A 22707-nucleotide genomic window follows, 5' to 3' on the forward strand; every position below is an offset into this window, starting at 1 on the left:
ACCAGGAAATGAACGTTTATTATACGATTGAAAAAAAGTCAGTAGCCGAATTCAAAGACCGGGGCAGTAAATTCCTCGCTTACGCCTTCCCGGTTAAAAGTACCGACCAGGTGAAAGAATGCCTGCAGGAAGTGAAAAAGGAACACCCCAAAGCCACGCACCATTGCTATGCTTACAGGCTGGGAACCGACGGAACGCAGTTCCGCGCGGTAGACGACGGCGAGCCCGCGGGATCGGCCGGGAAACCTATTCTCGGGCAGATCGACAGCAAACAGCTGACCGACGTGCTGGTGGTAGTGGTGCGTTATTTCGGCGGCACCCTGCTGGGCGTACCAGGGCTGATCAATGCCTATAAAATGAGCGGCGCGATGGTGCTGCAACTCATTCCAGCCGTACAGAAAAACGTGGAGGCGCGATTCCTGCTGGTATTCGATTATACGATCCTGAACGAGGTGATGATGGTGGTGAAGCAGAACAACTGCACGGTGCAAAAACAGGATATCCAGTTATTCTGCAGTATGGAGATCGGTATCCCCAAAGCCAGCCTGGACCTCACTTTGCTCCGCCTGCGCGACATCTACAACCTCGAGATCAAACCGCTCTGATCAGGGCAGCGCCGTTGTGATTTCTTTCAGGTTAACTCCGAAAATCTTCTTTGTGATTTCTCCGAGATGCTTTTCGCTGCCCTCCAGGTGGATGGTGCGGTGGAAATGTTGCATCCTGCCTTTGGGCTTCAACAATGCGGCTGGAGAAGTGCTTTGCACTTCCAGGAAGCGGCCCTTGGCGATGGTGTTTGCCGGTCCGTTATTGCGGATGGTGAGCACTTCGGCGCGCGCGTCTGTCGTGGTTTCGCCCAGGTATAGTGCGGGATGGCGCGGCATAGTGAACTGGATCACGGTGAGCAGTTTGCGTTCCGGGTCGTAAATGCCCATGAAATTAAGCGCCGAAGCCTGTTGAAGGCCCAGTTCCATGTCGAAGTTGCCGTCGGCCCGGAAAAATGCGACGTCGTTCTTTATCAGGAAGCGCTCTTTGGGCATTTGCGCGCCTGTGTTCACCTTGCCGCCTTTGCGGAGGGGGATAATGCCGACGGACTTTGGGCTTACGGGAAACATGCCGCGGATGCGGATGGCGGTGGTGCCATGGGCGGTGTCCCAGCGTTGGGAGCCGGTATTGAGGAGGGTGTTATCGCTATGAAACCCTACTGCGTGAATGCTCCGGTGGATGTCGGCGCCGAGATAGTTGTGTAGGTCGCGGCGGGAGAGGAGCGTGATGGTGCGGGTGATGTGCGCGGTGAGGGGATTGTTTTTGGTATTGGGAAGCAGTGCGTCGCCTTCGACGGTAACGGCTCCTTTTGCGGCGGGCGCCTGCCGGAGCAGGGCGGTGTCACGCAGGGGATCGGGGAGCAGTGTTGCGGGAAGGGAATCGTTGGGGGAAAGGGTCGTGCTGTCGGGCAGGGGGCCAAAGAGCAGGCGGTCTTCCCCGCCAAAGGTGCTGAAATGAAATTGTTTCCCGTTTTCGATGATGCCGTAATGGAGGAAACCGAAGCTGCGGCCGTCGTCGGCCACGGTGGAGGTCATCACGCGGCCCTGCCAACTGGCCACGACGGCGATGGCGGATTTGCTGGTGCTGTCTTTCATGACGGCCGGCACTGTAAATGCGCCCAGGAAATCGACGTCTGCTGCGAAGTTGTCGGGCCGTGATATGGTTTCTTCCTGTAGAACAGGGGCCTTGGCTTGCTGGCTGTTATTGTTGTTGCATGCGGAAAACAGGGTGAGCAGGCAAGCGGCCGGGATAGATTTGTGCATATGCGGAATAGTCTCGCTTCCAAAATTTGTACAATGATAAATTAATTTCTTTAATAACGGTAAGCGCGCATTTCCAGTATGGGCGTGGGCTACAAAGGAAGCCGCTGCACAGGGGAATATTTTTTTTGAAATTTTTGAGAATATAATTTGCTGAATTCAAACTCTTTCCTATTTTTGCAATCCCAAAACGGACAAGCGGAAGTAGCTCATTTGGTAGAGCACGACCTTGCCAAGGTCGGGGTGGCCGGTTCGAGCCCGGTCTTCCGCTCAGAAATAGTAGCCTGATTGCATAGCAGTCAGGCTTTTTTGTTTTGTGCCTATGCCGTTCCGCGACGCGCCACTCGTCGTCATATTTCCGCTGGCCGGGATCAATCAATCGGTTGCAAACGGCTTTTGCCGATATGGTTAATTAAGGGTAAAGCAAGGGTAAAGTAAGGGTAAAGGAGGGTTTACTGCAGGGTTAATGTATATCTAATGTATATCAGTAGGGGGTAGATGCCCTGCAGTAAAGGGAAAGCAAGTATTAGGTATACATAAGGGATACTTGCAGTAAGGTTACATTATATCCGGGGATACGATTTGAACAGCGGCGCTTCTATCCGCGGAACTGATGAAAATCATACCGGGAACCAGGCAAAAATGGTTGGGAGAGGCATGAAAAAAGCCGCGCTTTGCAGCACGGCTTCGATATTTTTCAATCCGGAGATTATTTGTATTTCGGGCTGTAGAGGGAGCTTTCCGGTACGGTAACTTTGGGTTTTTTATAACGGTGCTCGGACAGCTTGTAACAGCCACCCAGCACAAACCCCAGAATGCAGGCCAGTTTCAGGTAGAAAAGGAAACGGGAGGAAGATACCCAGTCGCGGGTGAAATCATTCTTATTTTCAACTGTATGCTCCATATACAAATTTTTCGCTGTGCAAACTTACAAAGTAAAATGGCAAAGTCCAAATAACCGCTCTATTTCTTCCCGGGTTTGGACAGCTCCGAGAATTTGCGGCGGTTGAGGAAATAGTAGCGCCAGATCATGATGCCGTGGAATACGCCTTGCAAGTCGAACAGGCGCTTGCGGGGCAATGTGTCCGGCGGCTGGTTGCGCGTTTCGCGGCGCCAGCGGTAATAGTCGCGGTATGCGCGGAAGATGGCCGTCATATCTTTCGGCTTGCCGGAAACGAGGCTTTTGGCGGCGGCCATCATATCCAATACCAGGCGTTGCGAAAGGATGATCCATTGCTCCCGGAAATGGAGGTTTTTGCGCAGCATGATCAGGTTGTTGCGGAAATTGAGGTACAGCTTCCTGGGGTTGCCCTGCGGAAGGCTCCCGCCGCCCACGTGGTATACCACCGAATCCGGGCAATACCCGATCCGGTACCCCGCCCGCTGCAACCGCCAGCACAAATCCACTTCTTCCATATGCGCGAAAAAATAAGGGTCGAAACCACCCATCTCGCGGTAGGCCGCCGAGCGGATGAATAACGCTGCGCCGCTGGCCCAGAAAATGTCCTGCGGCGTATCGTACTGCCCCTTGTCTTTCTCCGTTGTATACAGGATGCGCCCGCGGCAGAAGGTGTATCCCAGGATATCCATCCACCCGCCGGCCGCGCCGGCATATTCGAAACTGTCGCGCTCGGCCCAGGCGCGGATCTTGGGCTGGCAGGCCGCCATGTCGGGGTTGGCCTGCAGGTTCGCAACAACGGGCCCTATCCAGTTGGGATCCACTTCCACGTCCTGGTTCAGCAACACGAAGATATCGGCCTCCACATGCTGCAGGGCCTCGTTATATCCGCCCGCGAAACCGCTGTTGGTGGCGTTGCGTATGATTTTTACGGACGGGAAATGTTGTTGCGTGTAAGCTACGCTATCGTCGGTAGAGGCATTGTCGGCCAGGATGATATCCAGCTGCCCGGCGTACACGGAGGCGCATACGGATGGGAGGAACTTCTCCAGGAAATCCCTTCCATTCCAGTTCAGGATAACAACAGCGACCGATGGCAGAACTGACAAATGCGTAGGTTTATGGCTTGACTAATTATTTTTTAGCGTTGCAAATATGCAACAAAGCCTTCAAATATTACTAAATTAGTTTATTGTTCACGGCTGCACGGCCGTCATTATCCGAATCCTGATGTTTAGACAAATTACCGGCTGGAAATTTTCTTTGATCGCTGTGGCGGTCGCTATCATCGTAACCACCATCTGGTTCGTCAATAACCTGTCCGAAAAAATTCAGGAAGAGGAAACCAAGAAAGTGGCGACCTGGGTGGAAGCGAACCGCGAGCTGCTGCAGGCTTCGCCCGACGCGAACCTGAACCTGGCCGTGGAAATCGTGACCACCAATACCACTATCCCCCTGATCCTGACCGACGAGCAGGGTCATATCATCGACCACCGCAACCTCGATACCCAGCAGGTGGTGCGGGATACGGCTTACCTGGAGCGGCAGCTGGAGGACTTCCGGCAGCAGCATCCGCCATTCATCATGGCGGTAGACACGCATTCCAATAATTACATTTATTACGGCGATTCCCTCATCCTCCGGCAGGTGCGGTATTATCCTTATATCCAGCTGATCGTGGTGGCGTTGTTCATCGGGCTTACGCTTTTCGCACTCTCGTCCACCAACCGCGCCATCCAGAACCAGGTGTGGGTAGGCATGGCGAAAGAAACGGCCCATCAGCTGGGGACGCCGCTATCTTCCATGGAAGCCTGGCTGGAGATATTGAAGGAGAAGGAAGACGTGCGCCCGCTTGCCAGCGAGTTGGGCAAAGATGTGGACCGTCTCAAACTGATTACAGACCGCTTTTCCAAGATCGGGAGCGTCCCCAGCCTGGAGGAGCGCAATGTGGTGGAGCAGGTGGCGGCGATGATGGCCTATATCAAGAAACGCGCCCCGCAGAAAGTGAATTTCACGCTGCAAACGGCAGAACAGGAGGTAACGGCCATGATCTCACCCACGCTGTTCGACTGGGTGATCGAAAACCTGCTCAAAAACGCACTGGATGCCATGGAGGGCAAGGGCGACATCCAGGTCCTCATCGAAAATCACCCCGCCCACCTCACGATCGACATAACCGACACCGGGAAAGGCATTCCCGTTCGGTTGCAGGAAAAGATCTTCCACCCGGGCTTCAGCACCAAAAAGCGGGGCTGGGGGCTGGGACTTTCCCTTGCCAGGCGCATCATCCAGGACTACCACAAGGGGCGGCTGACAGTCAAATGGTCGGAGCAGAACAAGGGCACCACATTCCGGATCTGGCTTCGGAAATAATTTTATTTGGATATTTGTGAAAAGGCTTTATTTTTGCAACCCCAACAACGCACGCGGAGGTGGCGAAATTGGTAGACGCGCTACTTTGAGGTGGTAGTGCCTGAAAGGGCTTGGGAGTTCGAATCTCCTCCTCCGCACGAAGCACCGGCTGGTTATCCAGCCGGTGTTTTTTTATGGGGTTATATGCATATTTGTACGTATTTTTGTACCTAAATAAGTACTTATGCGAGTTGTCAACTATTCTGAATTCCGCAGTAATCTCACAGAAAATTTGAATGCGGTAAATGATGACAGGGAAATTGTCGTAGTTGCCAGATCCCAGGGGAAAAATGTTGTGGTAATGGACCTCGATGAATATAATGCATTGCAGGAAACGTTACATTTGACAAGTACCAAAGCTAACCGTAAAAGACTGGAAGAAGCAATAACGGAGATGAATAAAGGAAAATCCGTTAAACACAAACTTATTGAAAAGTAATTATGGAGTTAGCATGGCAAACTCATGCCTGGGAAGATTATCTTTATTGGCAAAAACAGGACAAAAAGATTTTGCAGCGTATCAATGAGCTCATAAAGGATGCCATGCGTTCTCCTTTTAAAGGCGTAGGGAAGCCTGAACCATTAAAAGGGGATTTAGCGGGATGCTGGAGCCGGCGGATTACAGATGAGCACCGTTTGGTATATACGGTGAAGGATAAATGCTTACACATTTTACAATGCAGATTTCATTACCATTGATTGCATTTGCCGTATTTTTTCATACAGTAATCAAATGTGATAAGTAAATCCGGTATCATGTAAACGGAGAAATATTTTCCGATTCCGGTAGCCGGATGTTTGAATTACCAGAAAAGAATTTATTTTTGCGACCCTAAACACCCGCGGAGGTGGCGAAATTGGTAGACGCGCTACTTTGAGGTGGTAGTGCCTGAAAGGGCTTGGGAGTTCGAATCTCCTCTTCCGCACACACAATTGAAAAGGAGTTATTTCTCAGGAAATGACTCCTTTTTTGCGTCAAATCCTTTCCCGCGAAACGGACATCTGAACCGAAAATCGGCTAACTTTACCACTGCGCAGATTCAATGCGTACCAATGCCTGTAATTTGACCGCAGGCTAAATCATGTGAACTATGGGAACAAACGTCACTTGCCCCAATTGCGGGCATCTGTTTGTCATGGAAGACGCCATGGCCGCCGAAATTAAAAAAGACCTCCGCGGGAAGATGGAATCCGAGTGGCGCAAACGCGTGGAGGCGCTCGAAGCCCAGAAGTCCGAAATAGAACAAGCTAAACAGCAAGTCGTGCTCGAACGCCAGCAGGTTTCGCAGGAGAAACAGCGGCAGGAAGATGAACTGAATAAACGCCTGCAATCCGAAAAAATCAAGCTGCAGGAATCCCTCGGGGAACAGATCCGCAAAAACGTATCAGCGGATTTTGAAAACCAGCTCCGCCTCATGCGCGAATCCCAGGCCGAAAACGAAGAGAAGCTGAAAGAAGCCCGCCTCCGCGAACTGGACTTCCTCCGCAAAACCCAGGAGCTTCAGAACCGCGAACAGGAACTCGACCTCATCCTCCAAAAGAAAATCATGGAGGAGCGCAATCACCTGGTGGAACAAATCCGCCGGGAGGAAGGCGAACGTAATAACATCCGCGAAACCGAATACCAGCTCCGCCTCAAGGAAATGGAAAAGCAACTGGAAGATCAGCGCCGCCTCGCCGAAGAAATGCGCCGCAAAGCCGAACAAGGCTCCATGCAGCTCCAGGGCGAAGTGCAGGAGCTCGCCCTCGAAGAAATGCTGCGCTCCGCATTCCCCTTCGACGCCATCAGCGAAGTTGGCAAAGGCGTGCGCGGAGCCGATTGCATCCAGACCGTCCGCAACCAGTTCGGGCAGGAATGCGGCCGCATCATCTACGAATCCAAACGCACGAAAGACTTCTCCCGCGAATGGATCGAAAAACTGAAGGCTGACATGCGGTCCCAGGGTGCCGATGTGGCGGTGCTCGTTACCCAGGCCCTCCCGAAAGACATGGACCGCTTCGGCGAAAAAGATGGCGTCTGGATCTGCACTTTCCCCGAAGTTAAAAGCCTCACCTGGGTGCTGCGTGATGCCATCATGAAGGTCTACAACGCCGTCAAATCCCAGGAAAACAAGGGCGATAAAATGCACCTGCTCTACCATTATCTCACCAGCGGCGAATTCGCCGAGCAATGGAGCGCCATCCGCGAAGGGTTCCGGTCCATGAAACTATCCATCCAGAAGGAACGCGAAGCCATGGAAAAACTCTGGAAAGCACGCGAAAAACAACTGGAAAAAGTCCTGCTCAACGCTGCCCATATCAAAGGCTCCATAGAAGGCATCGCGGGAAGCGATTCGGTCGACCTCCAGCTGCTCGATGATGCCGCCGAAGCGCTATTGGGCGCGCCCGACGGAAGTAACGAATAACGATTTCAAAAAAAATGTGATATAAACCTTGCCGGGGGACTTTTACCGACATACATTTAGGCTATGAAAAACCACAAGTACCAATCCGTTATCTTCGACCTGGGCGCTGTGCTGGTAGACTGGAATCCGCGTTACCTCTACAGCAAAATCTTCGCAACGCCCGAAGAAACGGATCATTTCCTGGAAAACATCTGCACGTCCGACTGGAACGAAATGCAGGACGAAGGCCGCAGCCTGCAGGACGGCACCGAGCTGCTCGTATCGCAGCACCCGGCGTTCGAAGCGCAGATCCGCGCGTTTTACGGCAGATGGAAGGAAATGCTGGGAGGAGACATCCCCGGTACAGTGGAAATCCTCAAAGAACTGAAGGAAAGCGGTCAATTTAAATTATACGCCCTCACCAACTGGTCAAGCGAAACATTTCCCATCGCCATCATAGAATATCCCTGGTTGCAGTGGTTCGACGGTATCGTGGTATCAGGGAAAGAAAAAATGCGCAAACCACAGGATGCTTTTTATCAATTGCTGGTCGACCGGCACGCGATCGACAAATCGCAGGCCATCTTTATCGACGATAACCTCCGCAATGTAAAAGCAGCCGAAGCATTCGGTATCGAAACCATTCATTTCACTTCCCCCGAAAAACTGCGCGAAGCGCTTACCAGCCGCGGAATCCTATCCGGCGCTGCATTGCAACAGCAATAGTAATATCTTACGCTTTTTTCATATCAACGAATTTATCTATGCAAGCCGCCACTATGGCGGCTTTGCTTTAACATTTCCTTTAGTCAATTTTAACGTTTCGACTGTAAACGGCCGGTAACATTCATGCGTCTATAGCGTTGAATATGTATACGAGCCGGATGTGCTGTTGAATGTGTGAAAGGTTGAATATAACAGATGTATGCCCGTCTCGCGATTAAACGGGCTGCATCGCCGGCTATTGATTAAAGGAATAAAATTTGACACATATGAAAAGTACAGGACTGATGATGCTAAGTGCGCTCGCCGTAACCGCCGTGCTCTTCAGCAGCTGCCGCAAGGAGCCGCTGGATGATATGACCGCGGAGGAATCGCGCATTTATGTGACAAACTACGACGAACAAGCTGATTTCACCACATTCAAAACGTTCAGCATAGTGGACTCCGTTGCGGTGATCAGCAACAGGGAGGGCTCCAAAAAGGAATTGACCCAGTACGACCAGCAACTGTTAGCCCAACTCAAATCACAGATGCAGGGACGCGGTTACACGCTCGTGGACAAAGCGGCCAAACCCGATATCGCCATGAACGTAAGCCGGATCGACAACACTTCCACTTCTATCGGGTATAATCCCGGTTATTGGTCAGGATGGCCGGGTTACTGGGACGCAGGTTACTGGGGTTACCCCGGTTGGAACTATTGGTTCCCCAGCTATTATTCCGTTTTCAGGTACAATGAAAAATCGGTGGCCATCGACCTGGTGGACCTGAAAAACGCCAAAGAAGGCTCCAATCAGCTGACGGCCGTATGGAACGCCATGCTGCGTGGCACCGGTGTATGGAACAGCAATAACCTCGACGCCATGGTGAAAGCCCTCTTCGATCAGAGCCAGTATCTGAAAGCCACCAACTAATACGGTGGGATTTTGTAAACAGACAGGTTAAAGATTAAAATCGAATGAACATGAAAAGCATTAAAACCTTCATATTGGGCACGGCCCTCATCGCAGGGGGCGCCATTGCCGCCAGCGCACAGAGCCGCCCGCCGCTTTCCGTCAATGTCAACTATTCCGTAGCGCAGCCGCTGGGCTCGTTTAAGGATTATGCGGATAAAACCAGTTTCCGTGGATGGAACATTGGCGTGCAATATCATCTGAATGATCAACTGGCAGTAGGATTGAAAACCGGTTTCGCGGATTTTTATGAAAGAGTGCCCCGTGCGGTATATCCCGGAAAAGGTGAAGACATCTCCGCTGTGCAGACCCGCACCTTGCAGACGATCCCCATCCTCGCCACCGTGCTGTATACCTTCACCAAACCCGACGCGGCCGTGCTGCCGTATGCCGGACTGGGCGTAGGTACCGCCAACATGAATTACGAGAAATACTGGGGTGAGTTCGTAGAAAAAGAAAACAAGTGGGCGTTCCAGGTGAGCCCGGAAGTAGGCGTGAACGTGCCCTTCGGGAAATACTCACCGTTTATGTTCAACGCCAGCGTGCAATATAACTATGCGCCTTACAAGCAGTATGAAATCAAGAATTTCAACACGGTACAGGCCAACATTGGTTTGAAGTTCCATATCCAGTAATAAGGACCACAAATTAACGGAACATGTGAAGTGGAGGGGCTGCCGGCAGGCAGCCCCTCTTTTTTGCGCGCTTATTGCACTTCGAAGAAGCCATCGGAATATTTTTCACGGATAACGCCGTCTGCGTCTTTGAAGATATAAAGCGCCTGCAGTTGCAGTTTGGGATGTTGGCGGATGAAGTCCAGGCCTTTTTCCACGCCAAGAAGAATGAGGGCGTTGTCGTATGCGTCGGCCGTCATGGCGTCAGGCGCGGTGACGGTAACGGCGATAATGTTGTTGTGAATGGCTTCGCCGGTGAGGGGATTGATCGTATGCGCGAAGCGGGTGCCCCCTTCATCAAAAAACCGCTGGTAATTGCCACTGGTGGCCACCGCACGATGGGTGAGGCGCAGCCATCCTTTCTCCGGCTTCGCTTCCATTTGTTGTTGCCGCTCGATGCCTACGGTCCAGGGTTGGTTCTTGTCGTTATGCCCCAACGCGGCGAGTTCTCCGCCCACATCCACCAGGTAATTCCGGATGCCCCTGGCCCGGAGGAACTGCGCGATCACGTCGGTGGTGTATCCCTGCGCGATACCGTTGCAGTCGATCTCCACACCGGGAATTTTTTTCAGCAGGTATTTGGAACGGATGGTGATATTTTTGTAGCCCACACGTTGTAACGTGCTCCGGATATCGGTTGCGGTAGGCCTCCCTTTCTGGTGCCGCACCACGCCGAAGCCCCAAAGGTCCACCAGTGGTTTCACCGTGATATCGAACAGTCCGCCGGTGATGCGGCTCACTTCCTGGGCTTTGCGGATCACCGGGCGCATGTACGCGTCCATCACCACTTTTTCGCCTTCGTTGAAACGGTTGATGAGCGACCCCGGCTGGTAAAGCGAAAGGGAACGGTCGATCTGCCGGAAAAGGGATTCCACTTCATGTTGCAGCGAAGTTGTGTCTTCGCTCAGGTATTTCACCATGTAATAGGTGCCCTGCGCTTTCCCGGAAATCGTAATCGCTTGTTGTGCCGACATTTGCAGCGACGCCAGCAGGCATCCCGCCAGAAATAAGCCCTTCATGCGCCCAAAATAATAAAACGTCATGAGAAAGCATTGAAGCCGGTAATGTCCATCCCGGTGATGAGGAGATGTACTTCATGGGTGCCTTCGTAGGTAATGACGCTTTCGAGGTTCATCATGTGCCGCATGATGGGATATTCGCCGCTGATACCCATTGCGCCGAGGATCTGGCGCGCTTCCCGCGCAATGCGGATGGCGGTTTCGCATGCGTTGCGCTTGGCCATGGAGATCTGTTCCGGCGTGGCTTTGTCGGCATTGCGGAGTACGCCAAGCCGCCAGTTCAGCAATTGCGCCTTGGTAATATCTGTGATCATTTCCGCGAGTTTTTTCTGGATGAGCTGGAACCCGCCGATGGGCCGCCCGAACTGCACCCTTTCTTTCGCGTAGCGCAGGGCGGTGTCGTAACAGTCCATCGCCGCGCCGATAGCGCCCCAGGCGATACCATATCGGGCGGAAGACAGGCAGGAGAGGGGCGCCTTCAGCCCGCGGGCGCCGGGAAGAATATTCGTTTTCGGAATGCGGACGTTGTCGAGCACCAGTTCGCCGGTGGCGCTGGCCCGGAGACTCCATTTGCCTTTGGTTTCAGGAGTGGAGAATCCCTCCATCCCCCGTTCCACGATAATGCCGCGCACCTTGTTCTCCGGATCTTTCGCCCAAACCACGGCAATGTCTGCAAAAGGTGCGTTGGAGATCCACATCTTGGCGCCGTTGAGCAGGATGTAGTCGCCGGCTTCTTCATAATAACTGAGCATGCCGGCGGGATTGGAGCCGAAATCCGGTTCCGTGAGGCCGAAGCAGCCCATCAGCTCGCCGGTGGCGAGGCGTGGCAGGAAGCGCTGTTTCTGCTCTTCGCTGCCGAAAGCAAAAATGGGATACATGACCAGGGAACCCTGGACAGACGCGGTGGAACGAATGCCGCTGTCGCCCCGTTCCAGTTCCTGCATCATCAATCCATACGAAATGTAATCCATGCCCCCGCCGCCGTATTCCGCCGGGATGGTGGGGCCGAAGCAGCCCAGCGCGCCCAGCGGGCGCAGGATATGGGAAGGGAACACTGCGCGCTGGCAGCAATCATCGATAATGGGACTGATCTCTTTTTTGACCCAGTCGCGCACGGAGGCGCGCACGAGGCGGTGTTCGTCTGTCAAAAGTTCGTCGATGGCGTAATAATCGGGCGATTGGAAAAGGTCCTGGTGCATGGTATGAGATTTTTGCTGTATGTCCGAATTTACGGAATTACGCCAAAGTTGTAACTTAGGCCGGCAAATCTGTCGCTTATGGCCAAATTGATACCTGTGTTTCTGCTCGGCGTTTTCCTGACGTTCGTGATCGCCGGTTTTTCTTCCCGGATACGCCAACAGGCTGTGCAGGCTGAAATCAGTGAAATGGATTCGGTGGCGCAGGGGGCGATCGTGCAGCAATACTGGATGGTCTTTTTCAAAAATGGCACGGCAATGGCGGGCGATCCGGTATCGTCGGCGCTGATCGATGAAGCGCATGTGATGCATATCCGCAACCTCACGCGCGAAGGCAAGATGATGCTGGCGGGCGCTTTTGCGGAATACGACGACCTTCGCGCAATATACGTGCTCAAAGCGGCAGACAGCCTGGAGGCGGCGAGATTGGTCAAGGCCGACAGTGCCGTGGCTACCGGGCGGTTGCAGTTTGAGCTGAAGCCCTGGTGGACGGCCCGGAACTGCGTTTTCCGGTAAGCGTCTGTAAAGCGGAAACGCCCCCGGCCGGGAGCGTTTCACGATTATTTCCAAATACTTATTGACGGAAAAATTATTGGATATAGGTCGCCATTTCGGCCTGGAGAGCCTGTGCGGCGGCGCGCGCATCTTCAGCGAACCGTTCGTCGTTGCCGGCATAGATCACGGCGCGGCTGGCGTTTACCAGGAGCCCGATATCCGCGTTCCTTCCTTTTTCGGTAATATCCCTGAGACTGCCACCCTGCGCGCCCACACCGGGCACCAGCAGGAAGTGGTCGGGGATGATCTTGCGGACATTGGCCACAGAATCCGCCTGTGTGGCGCCCACTACGAACATCATGTTGTCCGGGGTACCCCAGGAGGCGCAGGTGCGGAGCACGTTTTCATACAACAGCCCGTCGCCGGCCGGTTGCAGCTGGAAGTCGCGGCTGCCCTCGTTGCTGGTAAGCCCCAGAACGATGGCGAATTTGTCGGAGAAACCGAGGAAAGGCTCCACGCTGTCGCGCCCCATATACGGCGCCACGGTCACCGAATCGAAGCCGTAGGTCTCGTAAAAGGTTTTGGCATAGTAAGTGGAGGTGTTGCCGATATCACCGCGCTTGGCGTCGGCGATGGTGAATACGTTCTTCGGGATGTACTCGATCGTGCGCTGCAGGCTTTCCCAGCCGCGGATGCCCTGGCATTCGTAGAAAGCCGTATTGATCTTGTAAGCCACGCAAAGGTCGTGGGTGGCGTCGATAATGGCTTTGTTGAAGGCGAACATCGGGTCGGCGTGGGATAACAGGTGTTTGGGGATCTTTTGCAAGTCCGTATCGAGGCCGATACATAAGTAAGATTTCCTGTCCCGGATGAGCTGCACCAATTCCTGTCTATTCATAAATTATTTTCAGTTAGCGCGAATTTCCGGCATTTTTGTCAAATCCTGATTTTGATTTTCAAATTTTCCTTCTTAATTTTTGCCCCGGTCCACGATTGTCGAAAAACTGATTCCCATGAAAATTTATGTTCATTTACTCCTCATCTCCCTGTCTTGCCTGCCCTTTTTGCAATCGAATGCACAGCAAAAAGGGCTGCCGGGGATAGGGGTTTGCACCTCTTATGAGAACGACAGCCTGCTGGCAGCGGCGGGATTTGCCTACATTGAATCCGGCGCCCGCTTCCTGTTCGGGCCATCCGTGCCAGACTCCAGCTACAACCGCACCCTGAGCCGGATGCATGCGATGAAACTGCAAGGCGGCGTGTGCAATAGCTTTATTCCGAACGACATCCGGCTGACCGGCGCCGAAGCCAGCGAAAAACGCATCCTGGGGTATGTAGATTCCCTCATGCAGCGCGCCAGCAAGGCCGGCATCAAAATCATCGTTTTCGGGTCGGCCGGCGCGCGCAAACTCGCCGAAGGGCAGGATTCCGCCACGGCCCTGCGCGAACTGATCGCCATTTCCCGTAAAATGGCCGGGGTGGCGGCTAAATACGACGTCATCATTGCCATGGAGAATCTCAATTCCGGGGAAGATAATTTCATCAACACCCTGGACATCGTCACGCATATCGTCAAATCCGTCAACCATTCCCATTTCAGGATCACGGTGGATATTTTCCATATGCTGCGGCAGGGCGAGCGCCCGGAAGCCATCCTTCCCGCCGCGCCCTGGCTGGTGCATTGCCACATCGCGGAAAATGCCGGCCGCCGGGCGCCGGGCACTGCGGGCGAAGACTTCACGCCGTACCTGGCCATGCTGAAGAAAGCGAACTACAAAGGCCGTATTTCCATGGAATGCGGGTGGAAAAACATGCCGGAAGAGTGCCGTCCGGCCCTGGCGTACCTGCAAAAACAACTCACAGCCGCTTACAAGTAACAAAAAAAACAACAACATAAAAATCATTCCACTATGACTACCAGCAACAAGAACCGCCGCGATTTCCTGAAGCTCTCCATGATGGGGGGCGCGGGCGTGGCGCTGAGCGCCATGGGGATGCCCGCCAGCAGCTACGCGCGCATCCTGGGCGCCAACGATCGGGTAAACGTGGGTGTTGTCGGATTCTCCGACCGCTTCCGCCAGGCCCTCATGCCTACTTTTCTCAATCATTACAAAGACCTCAACTTCGACATCGTGGCCGTGTCCGACATCTGGAAACGCCGCCGCGATGAAGGTAAATCGGTTCTCGAAGGCAAGCTCGGCCACTCCGTGCAGGCCTGCGTGAACAACGATGAGCTCTATAGGATTAAGGACATCGACGCAGTGATGATCGCCACGGCCGACTTCCAGCACGCCTTCCACACTATTGAAGCCGTGAACAACAAGAAGGACGTGTATTGTGAAAAGCCTTTCGCCGAAACGATGGAAGACGCCCGCAACGCCCTCAAAGCCGTGAAAGCCTCCAGGCGCGTGTTCCAGGTGGGCACGCAGCGCCGAAGCGGCGCGGGCTACCACGCCGCGGCCAATTTCATCCAGCAGGGGAAATTCGGGCCCATCACCATGGTGGAAATGACCTGGAACGTAAACCAGCCAGGGCGCTGGCGCAGGCCCGACCTGGTGAAAGACATCCGCCAGGCCGACGTCGATTTCGCGCGTTTCCATTGCACCCGCCCGAAAGAAAACTGGGATCCCCGCAAATATCTCGAATACCGCCTCTTCTGGCCGTACTCCTCCGGCATCTTCGGCCAGTGGATGACGCACCAGATCGATACGGTACACTGGTTCTCCGGCCTGAAACACCCGCGCAGCGTGGTTGCTGGCGGCGGGATTTACCAGTGGAAAGACGGCCGCAGCAATCCTGATACGCTCACCGCGGTACTGGAATATGGCCCCTCCAACGATCCTTCCTCCGGGTTCCAGGTGGTGTACAGCTCGCGTTTCCATAACTCGGCGGGCGGCACCAAGGAATTGTATTACAGCAACGGCGGGATGATCGACATGAGCAACAACACGATTTCCCCCAACGGCGGCCTGCGCGAGAAAGAAGCGGCAGCCATGGGCATGAAAGCCAATCTCCTCCCGGAAATGAGCCTCTCGGCCGCGGCCGGCGGCGTGGAAAGCGGCGCCAATACCGGCGGCGACGATACCACCAACGCCCACGTCCGCAATTGGATGGAGTGCGTGCGGAAACAAGATATCAAGACCAACGCCCCCATAGAAGCGGCTTACAGCCATTCCATCGCGCTCATTATGGGCACGGCGGCTTACCGCACAGGCCAGCGCGCTACGTTCGACGAAGCGAAGCAGGACGTGATGGTAGGCGGAAAAGTGTTTACACTGTAGTTTTTTATTGCATCAAAAACGAAGGCGCGGGCTGGACGGGTTACTGTCCGGCCTGCCGTCTTTTAGCCATTTCCTCCGCGATTTCCACAGCCTGCGTATCGCCGGAAGCGCGGAGCTGTTTGATGATCTCGGCATGGTCGCGGTCGTTGCGGTTCTGGCTGAGTTTGAAGCGCGTCTCGATCCGGTCGAGCGTCATTTCAAAGCCGGTGATGGCGCGGAGATTGTTGTGCAACGACTTCTCCGGAATGTCGGAAATGTGCACGGGGCAGGCGGAGGCGGCTTCGTATTTGTCCATCAGTTTGGTGAGGGAATCCACAAGCTCTGCTTCGGTTAAAATGCGAAGCTGGCCGTAAACGTGCACGGCGATGTAATTCCAGGTGGGGATTTTCTCTTTTTCGTACCAGGAAGAGGAAATGTACGCGTGGGGATCGGTGAAAACGGCGAGGAAAGTCTGGCCGGATTTGAAGTCTTCGGACTGGGGATTGTCGTTGGCGATGTGGCCCCTCAGCAAGAAGGCGCCCGGTTCTTTTTCTTCCAGTTCAACGGGGAGATGGGTGCCGAAAGGAACACCATCATGGATGCTCATGAGCAAAGCGAAGCTGTGCCTGCGGATGAATCCGGATACGGTGGCCCAGTCGTTTTCCTGGTAATATTTGGGGGTGTACATATTGGAGGGAATAAAGCCCCGGTGCCGGGGCACCGGGGCAAGTAAAAAATTGTTCGGCGCCTATTCCACGATCTCCACGATTTTCGTGGGCGCGATGTTGGCATTGCGCATGGCGATGCTCCGGGCGGTATTACCGGCGAAGTCGCTGAAGGCTTGTTGGGTCACAGGGTCCTTGCCAGTGATGGCCGGAACGCCTTCGTCGCCGCCTTCGCGGATGCTTTGCACCAGGGGGATCTGTCCGAGGAAAGGGATTTCCAGTTCTTCGGCGAGGCGTTTGCCGCCTTCTTTTCCGAAGATGTAATATTTGTTTTCGGGCAGTTCGGCCGGGGTGAAGTAAGCCATATTTTCCACGAGGCCGAGGATCGGCACGCGGATCTGCGGGCTGCTGAACATGGCGATGCCTTTCTTGGCGTCGGCCAGGGCAACGTCCTGCGGAGTGGTAACGATCACGGCGCCGGTTACGGGAACGGATTGTACGAGGGTGATGTGAACGTCGCCCGTGCCGGGGGGCATATCGATCACCAGGTAATCCAGGTCGCCCCAGTGCACGTCGCTCACGAATTGCTTGAGGGCGCTGCTGGCCATGGGGCCGCGCCATACCACCGCCTGCTTCTCATCGATCAGCAGTCCGATCGACATCACCTGGATGCCGTATTTCTCCATGGGAGCGATTTTGCCTTTGCCATCCACGTTCACCATCATCGGGCGCTGGCCGCGGAGGCCGAACATGATGGGTACGCTGGGACCGTAAATATCGGCGTCCATGAGGCCTACTTTGGCGCCGTCCTGCGCGAGGGCAAGCGCGAGGTTGGCGGCAACGGTGGATTTACCCACGCCGCCTTTGCCGGAGGCCACCATGATAATGTTCTTCACGTTGGGAAGGAGGGAATTCCCGTCTTTCCGGCCTGTGCTGACGTTGGCAGTCATTTTAACTTCTACTTCCGCTTCCTTGCTGACGAGGTGGTGGATGGCGTGGATGCACGCGTTGCGGATCAATTCTTTCAACGGGCACGCCGGTGTGGTGAGCACTACCGTAAACTTAACTTTATTGCCTTCGATCTCGATGTCCTTCACCATGTTGAGCGTCACCAGATCCTTGCCCAGATCGGGTTCTTCTACATTCGACAACGCCTCGAGGACCTTCTCTTTTGTGATCATAAATTGTTGTTAAATTTGATTGCGATCAGCAAAGTTAACCATAAATGAGGTTTAATTTGTCGCTTTTATATTGGACATTGCGGGCTGTTTCCTGTATCTTAGTACCTACACATGTATAGAAATCTTGTCATACTTTTTTCCCTGGTGTGTTTGCCGTTATTAGCATCTGCGCAGTTCAAAGCGTTTAAAGACAGCATCATACAGATTTCCGGTATTACCATGACCGCCGACAGCCTCCGTGCGGTGCCGGCGGTGAGCATCCTGGTGAAGGGCCAGGGGCGGGGAACCATTTCCAACAGCGTAGGTGTGTTTTCCATCGTGGCTTTTAAAGGCGATACATTGAGTTTCAGCGCGATAGGTTTCCGCAGGAAGGATTATAAAATCCCGGTGGACCTGCCCGGCAACCGTTACTCCGTGATCCAGCTGATGGCGGAAGACACGGTGTATCTTACCGAAACCATTATCAAACCATACCCTTCGCGGCGCGAGTTCGAGAAGCTGTTCGTAAGTATGGATATCCCCAATGATATGTATGAAATCGCCCGGAAGAACAACGAGCAGGCGAAGCTCCGCGCCATCGCGCAGGGCATGCCGATCGACGCAGGCGGGGCGTATAACGTTTTCATGCAAAAACAGCAGCAATCACTTTATTACGCCGGCCAGGTGCCGCCACAGAATATCTTCAACCCGCTGGCCTGGGCGCAATTTATCGAGTCCTGGAAACGGGGCGATTTCAAAAGGAAAGACTAGCCTTCGCGGCCCAATGCCGCCTTTTTCCTAAATTGCCGCATCATTCACCAAAATTGTACGTTATGCAGAAAGTAGCCGTGATCGGCGCCGGCACGATGGGGAACGGCATTGCGCACGTGTTTGCGCAAAACGGGTTCACCGTTCACCTCATCGATGTGGCGCAGCCCGCGCTCGACAAAGCCCTCGATACCATCGTCCGCAACCTCAACCGCCAGCTCGCCAAAGAGATCATCACCGAAGCGGTGAAGCAAAGCACCATCAACAACCTGCACACCTTCACCGACCTGGCCGCCGGCGTGAAAGACGCGGAACTCGTCGTAGAAGCCGCCACCGAAAATGCGGACCTCAAACTGCGCATCTTCCGCGACCTCGACCAATTCACCGCTCCAGGAGCCATCCTCGCCACCAATACGTCTTCCATCTCCATCACCAAGATCGCCGCGGTTACTTCCTGGCCTGGTAAGGTGATCGGCATGCATTTCATGAACCCCGTTCCCGTCATGAAACTGGTGGAGATCATCAATGGCTACGCCACCGAATCCGAAGTCACCGATACCGTGCGCGAGCTGTCGCTTAAACTGGGCAAGGTTCCCTGCATCGTGAACGACTATCCCGGCTTTGTGGCCAACCGCATCCTCATGCCGATGATCAACGAAGCCATTTGCGCGCTGCACGAGGGCGTGGCTGGTGTGGAATCTATCGACACCGTGATGAGGCTCGGCATGGCCCACCCGATGGGGCCCCTGCAACTCGCGGATTTCATCGGCCTCGACGTTTGCCTGTCTATCCTCCGCGTGCTCCACGACGGCTTCGGACAGCCCAAATACGCGCCCTGCCCGTTGCTGGTGAACATGGTAACCGCAGGGCATCTCGGTGTGAAGAGCGGCAAGGGATTCTACAAATACGAAGGCGCCGGGAAAGACCTCACCGTCTCCGACCGCTTCCGCCAATAATATTCCCCGCATAAAAAAATCGACCCGCCGGCAACTAAAACGCCTGGCGGGTCTTTTTCATCAAATCCCACATCAAATCCTCCCGCAGGAAACATACCGCTAGCAGGCTCCCCGACGCCGGAAAGCGGCCGCAGCAGGAAGAAAAAAATTTAGAGTCAGTGGGAAAGGGTTAACCCGCGTATTTTTCGCGGTATTCCTTGGGAGAGAGGCCAACAATCTTGCGGAACAGCTGACGGAATGCTTTCGCGTCTTCATACCCGGCCTGGATCATTACGCCGGTGATGTTGTCCTGCTTTTCTTCAAGCAGTTTTTTCGCTGCTTCGATACGGATCCTTTGCAAATACTCGATCGGCGTTACGCCCGTTGCGCTTTTGAACCGGCGGATGAAATTACGGCGGCTCACCGGCAGGTCGTGGATCACTTCTTCCACTGTTACCCTGTCCTGGAAACGCTCTTCCATCCTTTGCTGCGCGGCGGTCACCAGCTCGTCGTTATGCGCGCGGCTGGGCGACCAGTTCGCAAAGTAGGATTGCTGCGCCCTGTCCATGTCGATGGCGAACACTTTCGCGGTGAAAATCGCTGTGGTCCGGTTGCAGTACTTTTCGAGGATGTGCAGCAGGAGGTGGAAGGTGGAAGTAGCCCCTCCGCTTGTGTACACCCCACGATCATCTGTAACCACCACGTCGGCGTCCACGATCACTTCCGGGAAATGGCGCGACAGCGCTTCCACGGCGGTTACATGCGTAGTGGCGCGGCGGTTGTTGAGCAAACCCGTTGCCGCGAGCAGGAATGCCCCCGTGCAAAAGCTCGCCACTTCAGCGCCTTTCCCCGCCTGCTGGCGTACCCAGGGCACAAAAGCCGTGTTCTCCCGTAAATAATCCGGAATATTCCCCGGCCTGAAAGCAGGGATCAGCACCAGGTCAGACGCCGTCACTTCTTCATGCGAAAGCGGCTGGTAATGCTCGTCAGGATACGCGACCGTTTCATCTTCCGGATGCCGGATCAGCCGGATGTCGAAATACGGCAGGCCCGTGTTCTCCAGGTAGTAATTGTTGACAGTCTGAAAAACGTCTAAAAGCGCTGCGATACTGATAGGTCGGTAATGCCTGGTTAGAAGGATGGATAGTTTTTTCATAAATGGCATTGGCGGATGAACACCGAAAGTACAATTTTTTCCGTCACATCCTCCCTGGCAGAGTGCTATTTCTACCGCCAGGCTGTCGCGAAAGTCTCCCCGGTGCTGGGTTTTAGCCCAGCTGTCACAGTTGTTTCCCGGGCTATTACGGATAATGACAGACCAGTGCCCGCACGGAGCACGCGTTTTCAGGCGTAATGTCACGATCTCCGGCGACTTGTCAAGTTGCCTTCATGCGGTTCCAAAAAAGCCGGCGAAGCACCGGCTTATTGGTGCATTATTTAGTCTTCTTATCCTGTTCCCCATGTGCGGGGCCAGCCGAAAACTCATGGCCGCAAAACGCGCAATGCGTTAACCCTGCCTGTTTGGACAAACGCGCCCCGCAGGCCGGACAATCCTTTCCTCGCGGAGGCGGTTCTTTCTCCGGCGGGAGCTTCAGGTTTTCAATAATCTCCAGCGGTCTGTGCTTATCTTCCGTCATGTTTCCTTTTTTTCCTGGTGTTTATTCGGTTCTGCTGATGGTTACTTCCTGACTATCGGTTCCTTTCCGCTAGTATTAATTCATTAAATATATCAAAAAAAACAATTGAAAAATCTCCGTGATAAACGGTCGGAAATTTTTCATGAAAAAAGCCGCTCCCCAAACGGGAAGCGGCTGTGGTTTTTACCAAGGATTGGTAGATCAAATCCCCGCGGCCGTTCGCCTTGCGGTTTCGGCCAGCAGTTCATCGAGTTGTGCGCGGTCCCTCCATTTCCCCCGGAAACGAGGCCGCGGATTTTTTGCGTGTTGTGGATATCGTCGAGCGGATTGTCGTCGAGCAGCAGGAGGTCTGCATGCATGCCGGGCGCCACGGCGCCGTACCCTTGCTGTTGCAGGAATTTCGGTCCGTTGATTACGGAGGCTTTCAGCGCCTGTTGCGGCGTCATCCCATATTTTACCATCAGCGCCAGCTCTTCATGGAGCGCCAGCCCGGGATAGCAGTAGGAATTGAGGTATCCCGCGTCGGTACCCGCGAGGATGGTGACATTGGCTGCCACCAGGTCGGCCAGCACGGCGGATGAGCGCTCGTAATTCGCTTTCCGTTGCGCGATGGCGGCGGCATCGTGCTGCATGACATTGTTCACGCGGCCGGCGTAGGTGCTTTGCAGGCCTTTGCCGATGTAGCGGAGGTAATCGTCGTGGCGGCGGTCGTGCTCGTCCCAGTACGACAGGATGTGCCCGAGGCTCAGGGTGGGCGTTACCGCCACGCCTTTGGACGCCATGTAGCGGAACATCTTCCGGGCGGAAGCTTTATCGTAGGTGGAATTGATCTTCTCGCTGAGGTCGCGGCCTTTCAGGGTGCCGTTGGCCACACCATTGCTGATGCTTACTTCTTCGGAGGAACCCGCTTTAAGGAGATATGTGATGTGCTCGATGGAACTGATACCGGCATCCACGATGTCTTTCATGGGTATGACGTAAGGTACGTGCCCCGAAATCACCAGGCCGCGTTTCCGGGTTTCGCGGATACTTTCCAGGTAGAGACCGGGCTTGAGCGTGTTGTCGGTGATTTTTACGAAATCGACGCGCAGGCCCTGCAGGGAATCAAGCGCTTTGGCCAGCTCTTCCTTCGTCCCGATCTCGATATCGCCTTTCCACACGGATTTATAGCCTTCCAGCTTGGGGCCTGAGGTAAAAATATGCGGCCCGTCGATGAGCCCTTTGGCGACGGAGTCGCGCCAGGGCAGCACGAAATGGCTGATATCGGCCGCGCAGTCGCGAACACCGGTGATGCCGTAAGCGAGCATGAGGGGGAGGAGGTTGCGGTTTTCGTGGGCGAGGGTGTCGCCGCCGCCGAAGTGCATGTGGTTATCCCACAAACCTGGCATGAGGAATTTCCCGGTACCGTCGACCACTACGGGAGCGGAGTGGCGGAGCTTGCGGGAAGGGGTTACGGCGATGATGCGCCCGTCTTTCACCACAACGGCCTGATCGGCGGCGGTGCGGCCCCGCTCCACGTCGATCACCGATACGGAACGGATGATAAGATCGGCGGGCGCTTGCTGCGCGCGCGTGCCGGAAAAGACGGCCGCAAGCGATAGTAACAGGAGCGTTCGTTTCATCCGGCGAAAATACAGTCCTCCCTTTTGGCGCGATGGTACATGCTGAAACAATCCGGGCATTTTCCGTAAATAGTACTAAAAGCCTTTATGCTTCAGACTTACAG

The 22707-nt window shown here is 54.4% G+C and carries 23 protein-coding genes and 3 tRNA genes; 16 read left to right on the forward strand and 10 right to left on the reverse strand.

What is annotated here, in order from left to right; all coding sequences use genetic code 11:
• Positions 1–8: 8 nt before the first annotated feature.
• Positions 9–605 (forward strand): YigZ family protein, encoded by a 597-nt coding sequence (locus WJU16_RS20060; RefSeq protein ID WP_341835191.1) that lies wholly within the window; start codon positions 9–11, stop codon positions 603–605.
• Here the strand turns inward: WJU16_RS20060 and WJU16_RS20065 are convergent, their stop codons facing one another.
• Complete coding sequence (locus WJU16_RS20065; protein ID WP_341835192.1) at positions 606–1805, reverse strand: DUF6786 family protein; 1200 nt, start codon at positions 1803–1805, stop codon at positions 606–608.
• A 195-nt stretch (positions 1806–2000) separates the two neighbouring features.
• Here WJU16_RS20065 and WJU16_RS20070 point away from each other — a divergent pair.
• Positions 2001–2073: transfer RNA gene (locus WJU16_RS20070), tRNA-Gly, on the forward strand.
• A 438-nt stretch (positions 2074–2511) separates the two neighbouring features.
• On the opposite strand, the gene WJU16_RS20075 is transcribed toward WJU16_RS20070, so the two are convergent.
• Together WJU16_RS20075 and WJU16_RS20080 are read right to left on the reverse strand one after the other, a co-directional pair.
• On the reverse strand, positions 2512–2706 hold the full coding sequence (locus tag WJU16_RS20075; RefSeq protein ID WP_341835193.1) for a hypothetical protein: 195 nt from the start codon (positions 2704–2706) through the stop codon (positions 2512–2514).
• 59 nt (positions 2707–2765) lie between these two features.
• Positions 2766–3809: a glycosyltransferase family 2 protein gene (locus WJU16_RS20080; protein ID WP_341835194.1), complete on the reverse strand. Its 1044-nt coding sequence runs from the start codon at positions 3807–3809 to the stop codon at positions 2766–2768.
• 121 nt (positions 3810–3930) lie between these two features.
• On the opposite strand from WJU16_RS20080, the gene WJU16_RS20085 reads away from it, so the two are divergent.
• The 9 genes from WJU16_RS20085 to WJU16_RS20125 all read left to right on the forward strand — a co-directional run bounded on the left by WJU16_RS20085 (position 3931) and on the right by WJU16_RS20125 (position 9807).
• Positions 3931–5073 carry an ATP-binding protein gene (locus WJU16_RS20085; protein ID WP_341835195.1) on the forward strand — a complete coding sequence of 381 codons (1143 nt, stop codon included), beginning with the start codon at positions 3931–3933 and terminating at the stop codon, positions 5071–5073.
• 53 nt (positions 5074–5126) lie between these two features.
• Positions 5127–5210: transfer RNA gene (locus tag WJU16_RS20090), tRNA-Leu, on the forward strand.
• Positions 5211–5296: 86 nt separating this feature from the next.
• On the forward strand, positions 5297–5551 hold the full coding sequence (locus tag WJU16_RS20095) for a type II toxin-antitoxin system Phd/YefM family antitoxin (RefSeq protein WP_109698576.1): 255 nt from the start codon (positions 5297–5299) through the stop codon (positions 5549–5551).
• A gap of 2 nt (positions 5552–5553) precedes the next feature.
• Positions 5554–5811: a Txe/YoeB family addiction module toxin gene (locus WJU16_RS20100; RefSeq protein ID WP_341835196.1), complete on the forward strand. Its 258-nt coding sequence runs from the start codon at positions 5554–5556 to the stop codon at positions 5809–5811.
• A gap of 143 nt (positions 5812–5954) precedes the next feature.
• A tRNA-Leu gene (locus WJU16_RS20105) sits at positions 5955–6038 on the forward strand.
• 165 nt (positions 6039–6203) lie between these two features.
• Positions 6204–7517: a DUF2130 domain-containing protein gene (locus tag WJU16_RS20110; protein ID WP_341835197.1), complete on the forward strand. Its 1314-nt coding sequence runs from the start codon at positions 6204–6206 to the stop codon at positions 7515–7517.
• A 63-nt stretch (positions 7518–7580) separates the two neighbouring features.
• Positions 7581–8222: an HAD family phosphatase gene (locus WJU16_RS20115; RefSeq protein ID WP_341835198.1), complete on the forward strand. Its 642-nt coding sequence runs from the start codon at positions 7581–7583 to the stop codon at positions 8220–8222.
• Between the two features lie 266 nt (positions 8223–8488).
• Complete coding sequence (locus WJU16_RS20120; RefSeq protein ID WP_341835199.1) at positions 8489–9133, forward strand: DUF4136 domain-containing protein; 645 nt, start codon at positions 8489–8491, stop codon at positions 9131–9133.
• A 50-nt stretch (positions 9134–9183) separates the two neighbouring features.
• Positions 9184–9807 carry an outer membrane beta-barrel protein gene (locus tag WJU16_RS20125; protein ID WP_341835200.1) on the forward strand — a complete coding sequence of 208 codons (624 nt, stop codon included), beginning with the start codon at positions 9184–9186 and terminating at the stop codon, positions 9805–9807.
• A gap of 71 nt (positions 9808–9878) precedes the next feature.
• Here WJU16_RS20125 and WJU16_RS20130 read toward each other — a convergent pair whose 3' ends face one another.
• Together WJU16_RS20130 and WJU16_RS20135 are read right to left on the reverse strand one after the other, a co-directional pair.
• Complete coding sequence (locus WJU16_RS20130; protein ID WP_341835201.1) at positions 9879–10865, reverse strand: FAD:protein FMN transferase; 987 nt, start codon at positions 10863–10865, stop codon at positions 9879–9881.
• Positions 10866–10885: 20 nt separating this feature from the next.
• Positions 10886–12064: an acyl-CoA dehydrogenase family protein gene (locus WJU16_RS20135; protein ID WP_341835202.1), complete on the reverse strand. Its 1179-nt coding sequence runs from the start codon at positions 12062–12064 to the stop codon at positions 10886–10888.
• Positions 12065–12142: 78 nt separating this feature from the next.
• On the opposite strand from WJU16_RS20135, the gene WJU16_RS20140 reads away from it, so the two are divergent.
• Complete coding sequence (locus tag WJU16_RS20140) at positions 12143–12577, forward strand: hypothetical protein (RefSeq protein ID WP_341835203.1); 435 nt, start codon at positions 12143–12145, stop codon at positions 12575–12577.
• 73 nt (positions 12578–12650) lie between these two features.
• On the opposite strand, the gene pyrF is transcribed toward WJU16_RS20140, so the two are convergent.
• Positions 12651–13454 (reverse strand): orotidine-5'-phosphate decarboxylase, encoded by an 804-nt coding sequence (pyrF, locus tag WJU16_RS20145; protein ID WP_341835204.1) that lies wholly within the window; start codon positions 13452–13454, stop codon positions 12651–12653.
• Positions 13455–13569: 115 nt separating this feature from the next.
• Between pyrF and WJU16_RS20150 the strand changes: the two genes are divergently transcribed.
• Complete coding sequence (locus tag WJU16_RS20150; RefSeq protein WP_341835205.1) at positions 13570–14433, forward strand: sugar phosphate isomerase/epimerase family protein; 864 nt, start codon at positions 13570–13572, stop codon at positions 14431–14433.
• Positions 14434–14466: 33 nt separating this feature from the next.
• Positions 14467–15837, forward strand: coding sequence for a Gfo/Idh/MocA family oxidoreductase (locus WJU16_RS20155; RefSeq protein WP_341835206.1), 1371 nt, complete (start codon positions 14467–14469; stop codon positions 15835–15837).
• A gap of 40 nt (positions 15838–15877) precedes the next feature.
• Here WJU16_RS20155 and WJU16_RS20160 read toward each other — a convergent pair whose 3' ends face one another.
• Both WJU16_RS20160 and WJU16_RS20165 read right to left on the reverse strand, forming a co-directional pair.
• On the reverse strand, positions 15878–16504 hold the full coding sequence (locus WJU16_RS20160; RefSeq protein ID WP_341835207.1) for an FMN-binding negative transcriptional regulator: 627 nt from the start codon (positions 16502–16504) through the stop codon (positions 15878–15880).
• A gap of 60 nt (positions 16505–16564) precedes the next feature.
• Positions 16565–17662 carry an Mrp/NBP35 family ATP-binding protein gene (locus WJU16_RS20165; protein ID WP_341835208.1) on the reverse strand — a complete coding sequence of 366 codons (1098 nt, stop codon included), beginning with the start codon at positions 17660–17662 and terminating at the stop codon, positions 16565–16567.
• Between the two features lie 144 nt (positions 17663–17806).
• On the opposite strand from WJU16_RS20165, the gene WJU16_RS20170 reads away from it, so the two are divergent.
• Together WJU16_RS20170 and WJU16_RS20175 are read left to right on the forward strand one after the other, a co-directional pair.
• A complete protein-coding gene (locus WJU16_RS20170; protein WP_341838680.1) occupies positions 17807–18412 on the forward strand; it encodes a carboxypeptidase-like regulatory domain-containing protein in 606 nt (201 codons plus the stop codon).
• Between the two features lie 62 nt (positions 18413–18474).
• Positions 18475–19365 carry a 3-hydroxybutyryl-CoA dehydrogenase gene (locus WJU16_RS20175; protein WP_341835209.1) on the forward strand — a complete coding sequence of 297 codons (891 nt, stop codon included), beginning with the start codon at positions 18475–18477 and terminating at the stop codon, positions 19363–19365.
• 169 nt (positions 19366–19534) lie between these two features.
• Here WJU16_RS20175 and WJU16_RS20180 read toward each other — a convergent pair whose 3' ends face one another.
• Both WJU16_RS20180 and WJU16_RS20185 read right to left on the reverse strand, forming a co-directional pair.
• Positions 19535–20500, reverse strand: a complete 966-nt coding sequence (locus tag WJU16_RS20180; protein WP_341835210.1) for a helix-turn-helix domain-containing protein — start codon at positions 20498–20500, stop codon at positions 19535–19537.
• A 621-nt stretch (positions 20501–21121) separates the two neighbouring features.
• Complete coding sequence (locus WJU16_RS20185; RefSeq protein WP_341835211.1) at positions 21122–22603, reverse strand: amidohydrolase family protein; 1482 nt, start codon at positions 22601–22603, stop codon at positions 21122–21124.
• Positions 22604–22707 lie beyond the last annotated feature (104 nt).

Source organism: Chitinophaga pollutisoli, assembly GCF_038396755.1.
GTDB classification, from domain to species: domain Bacteria; phylum Bacteroidota; class Bacteroidia; order Chitinophagales; family Chitinophagaceae; genus Chitinophaga; species Chitinophaga pollutisoli.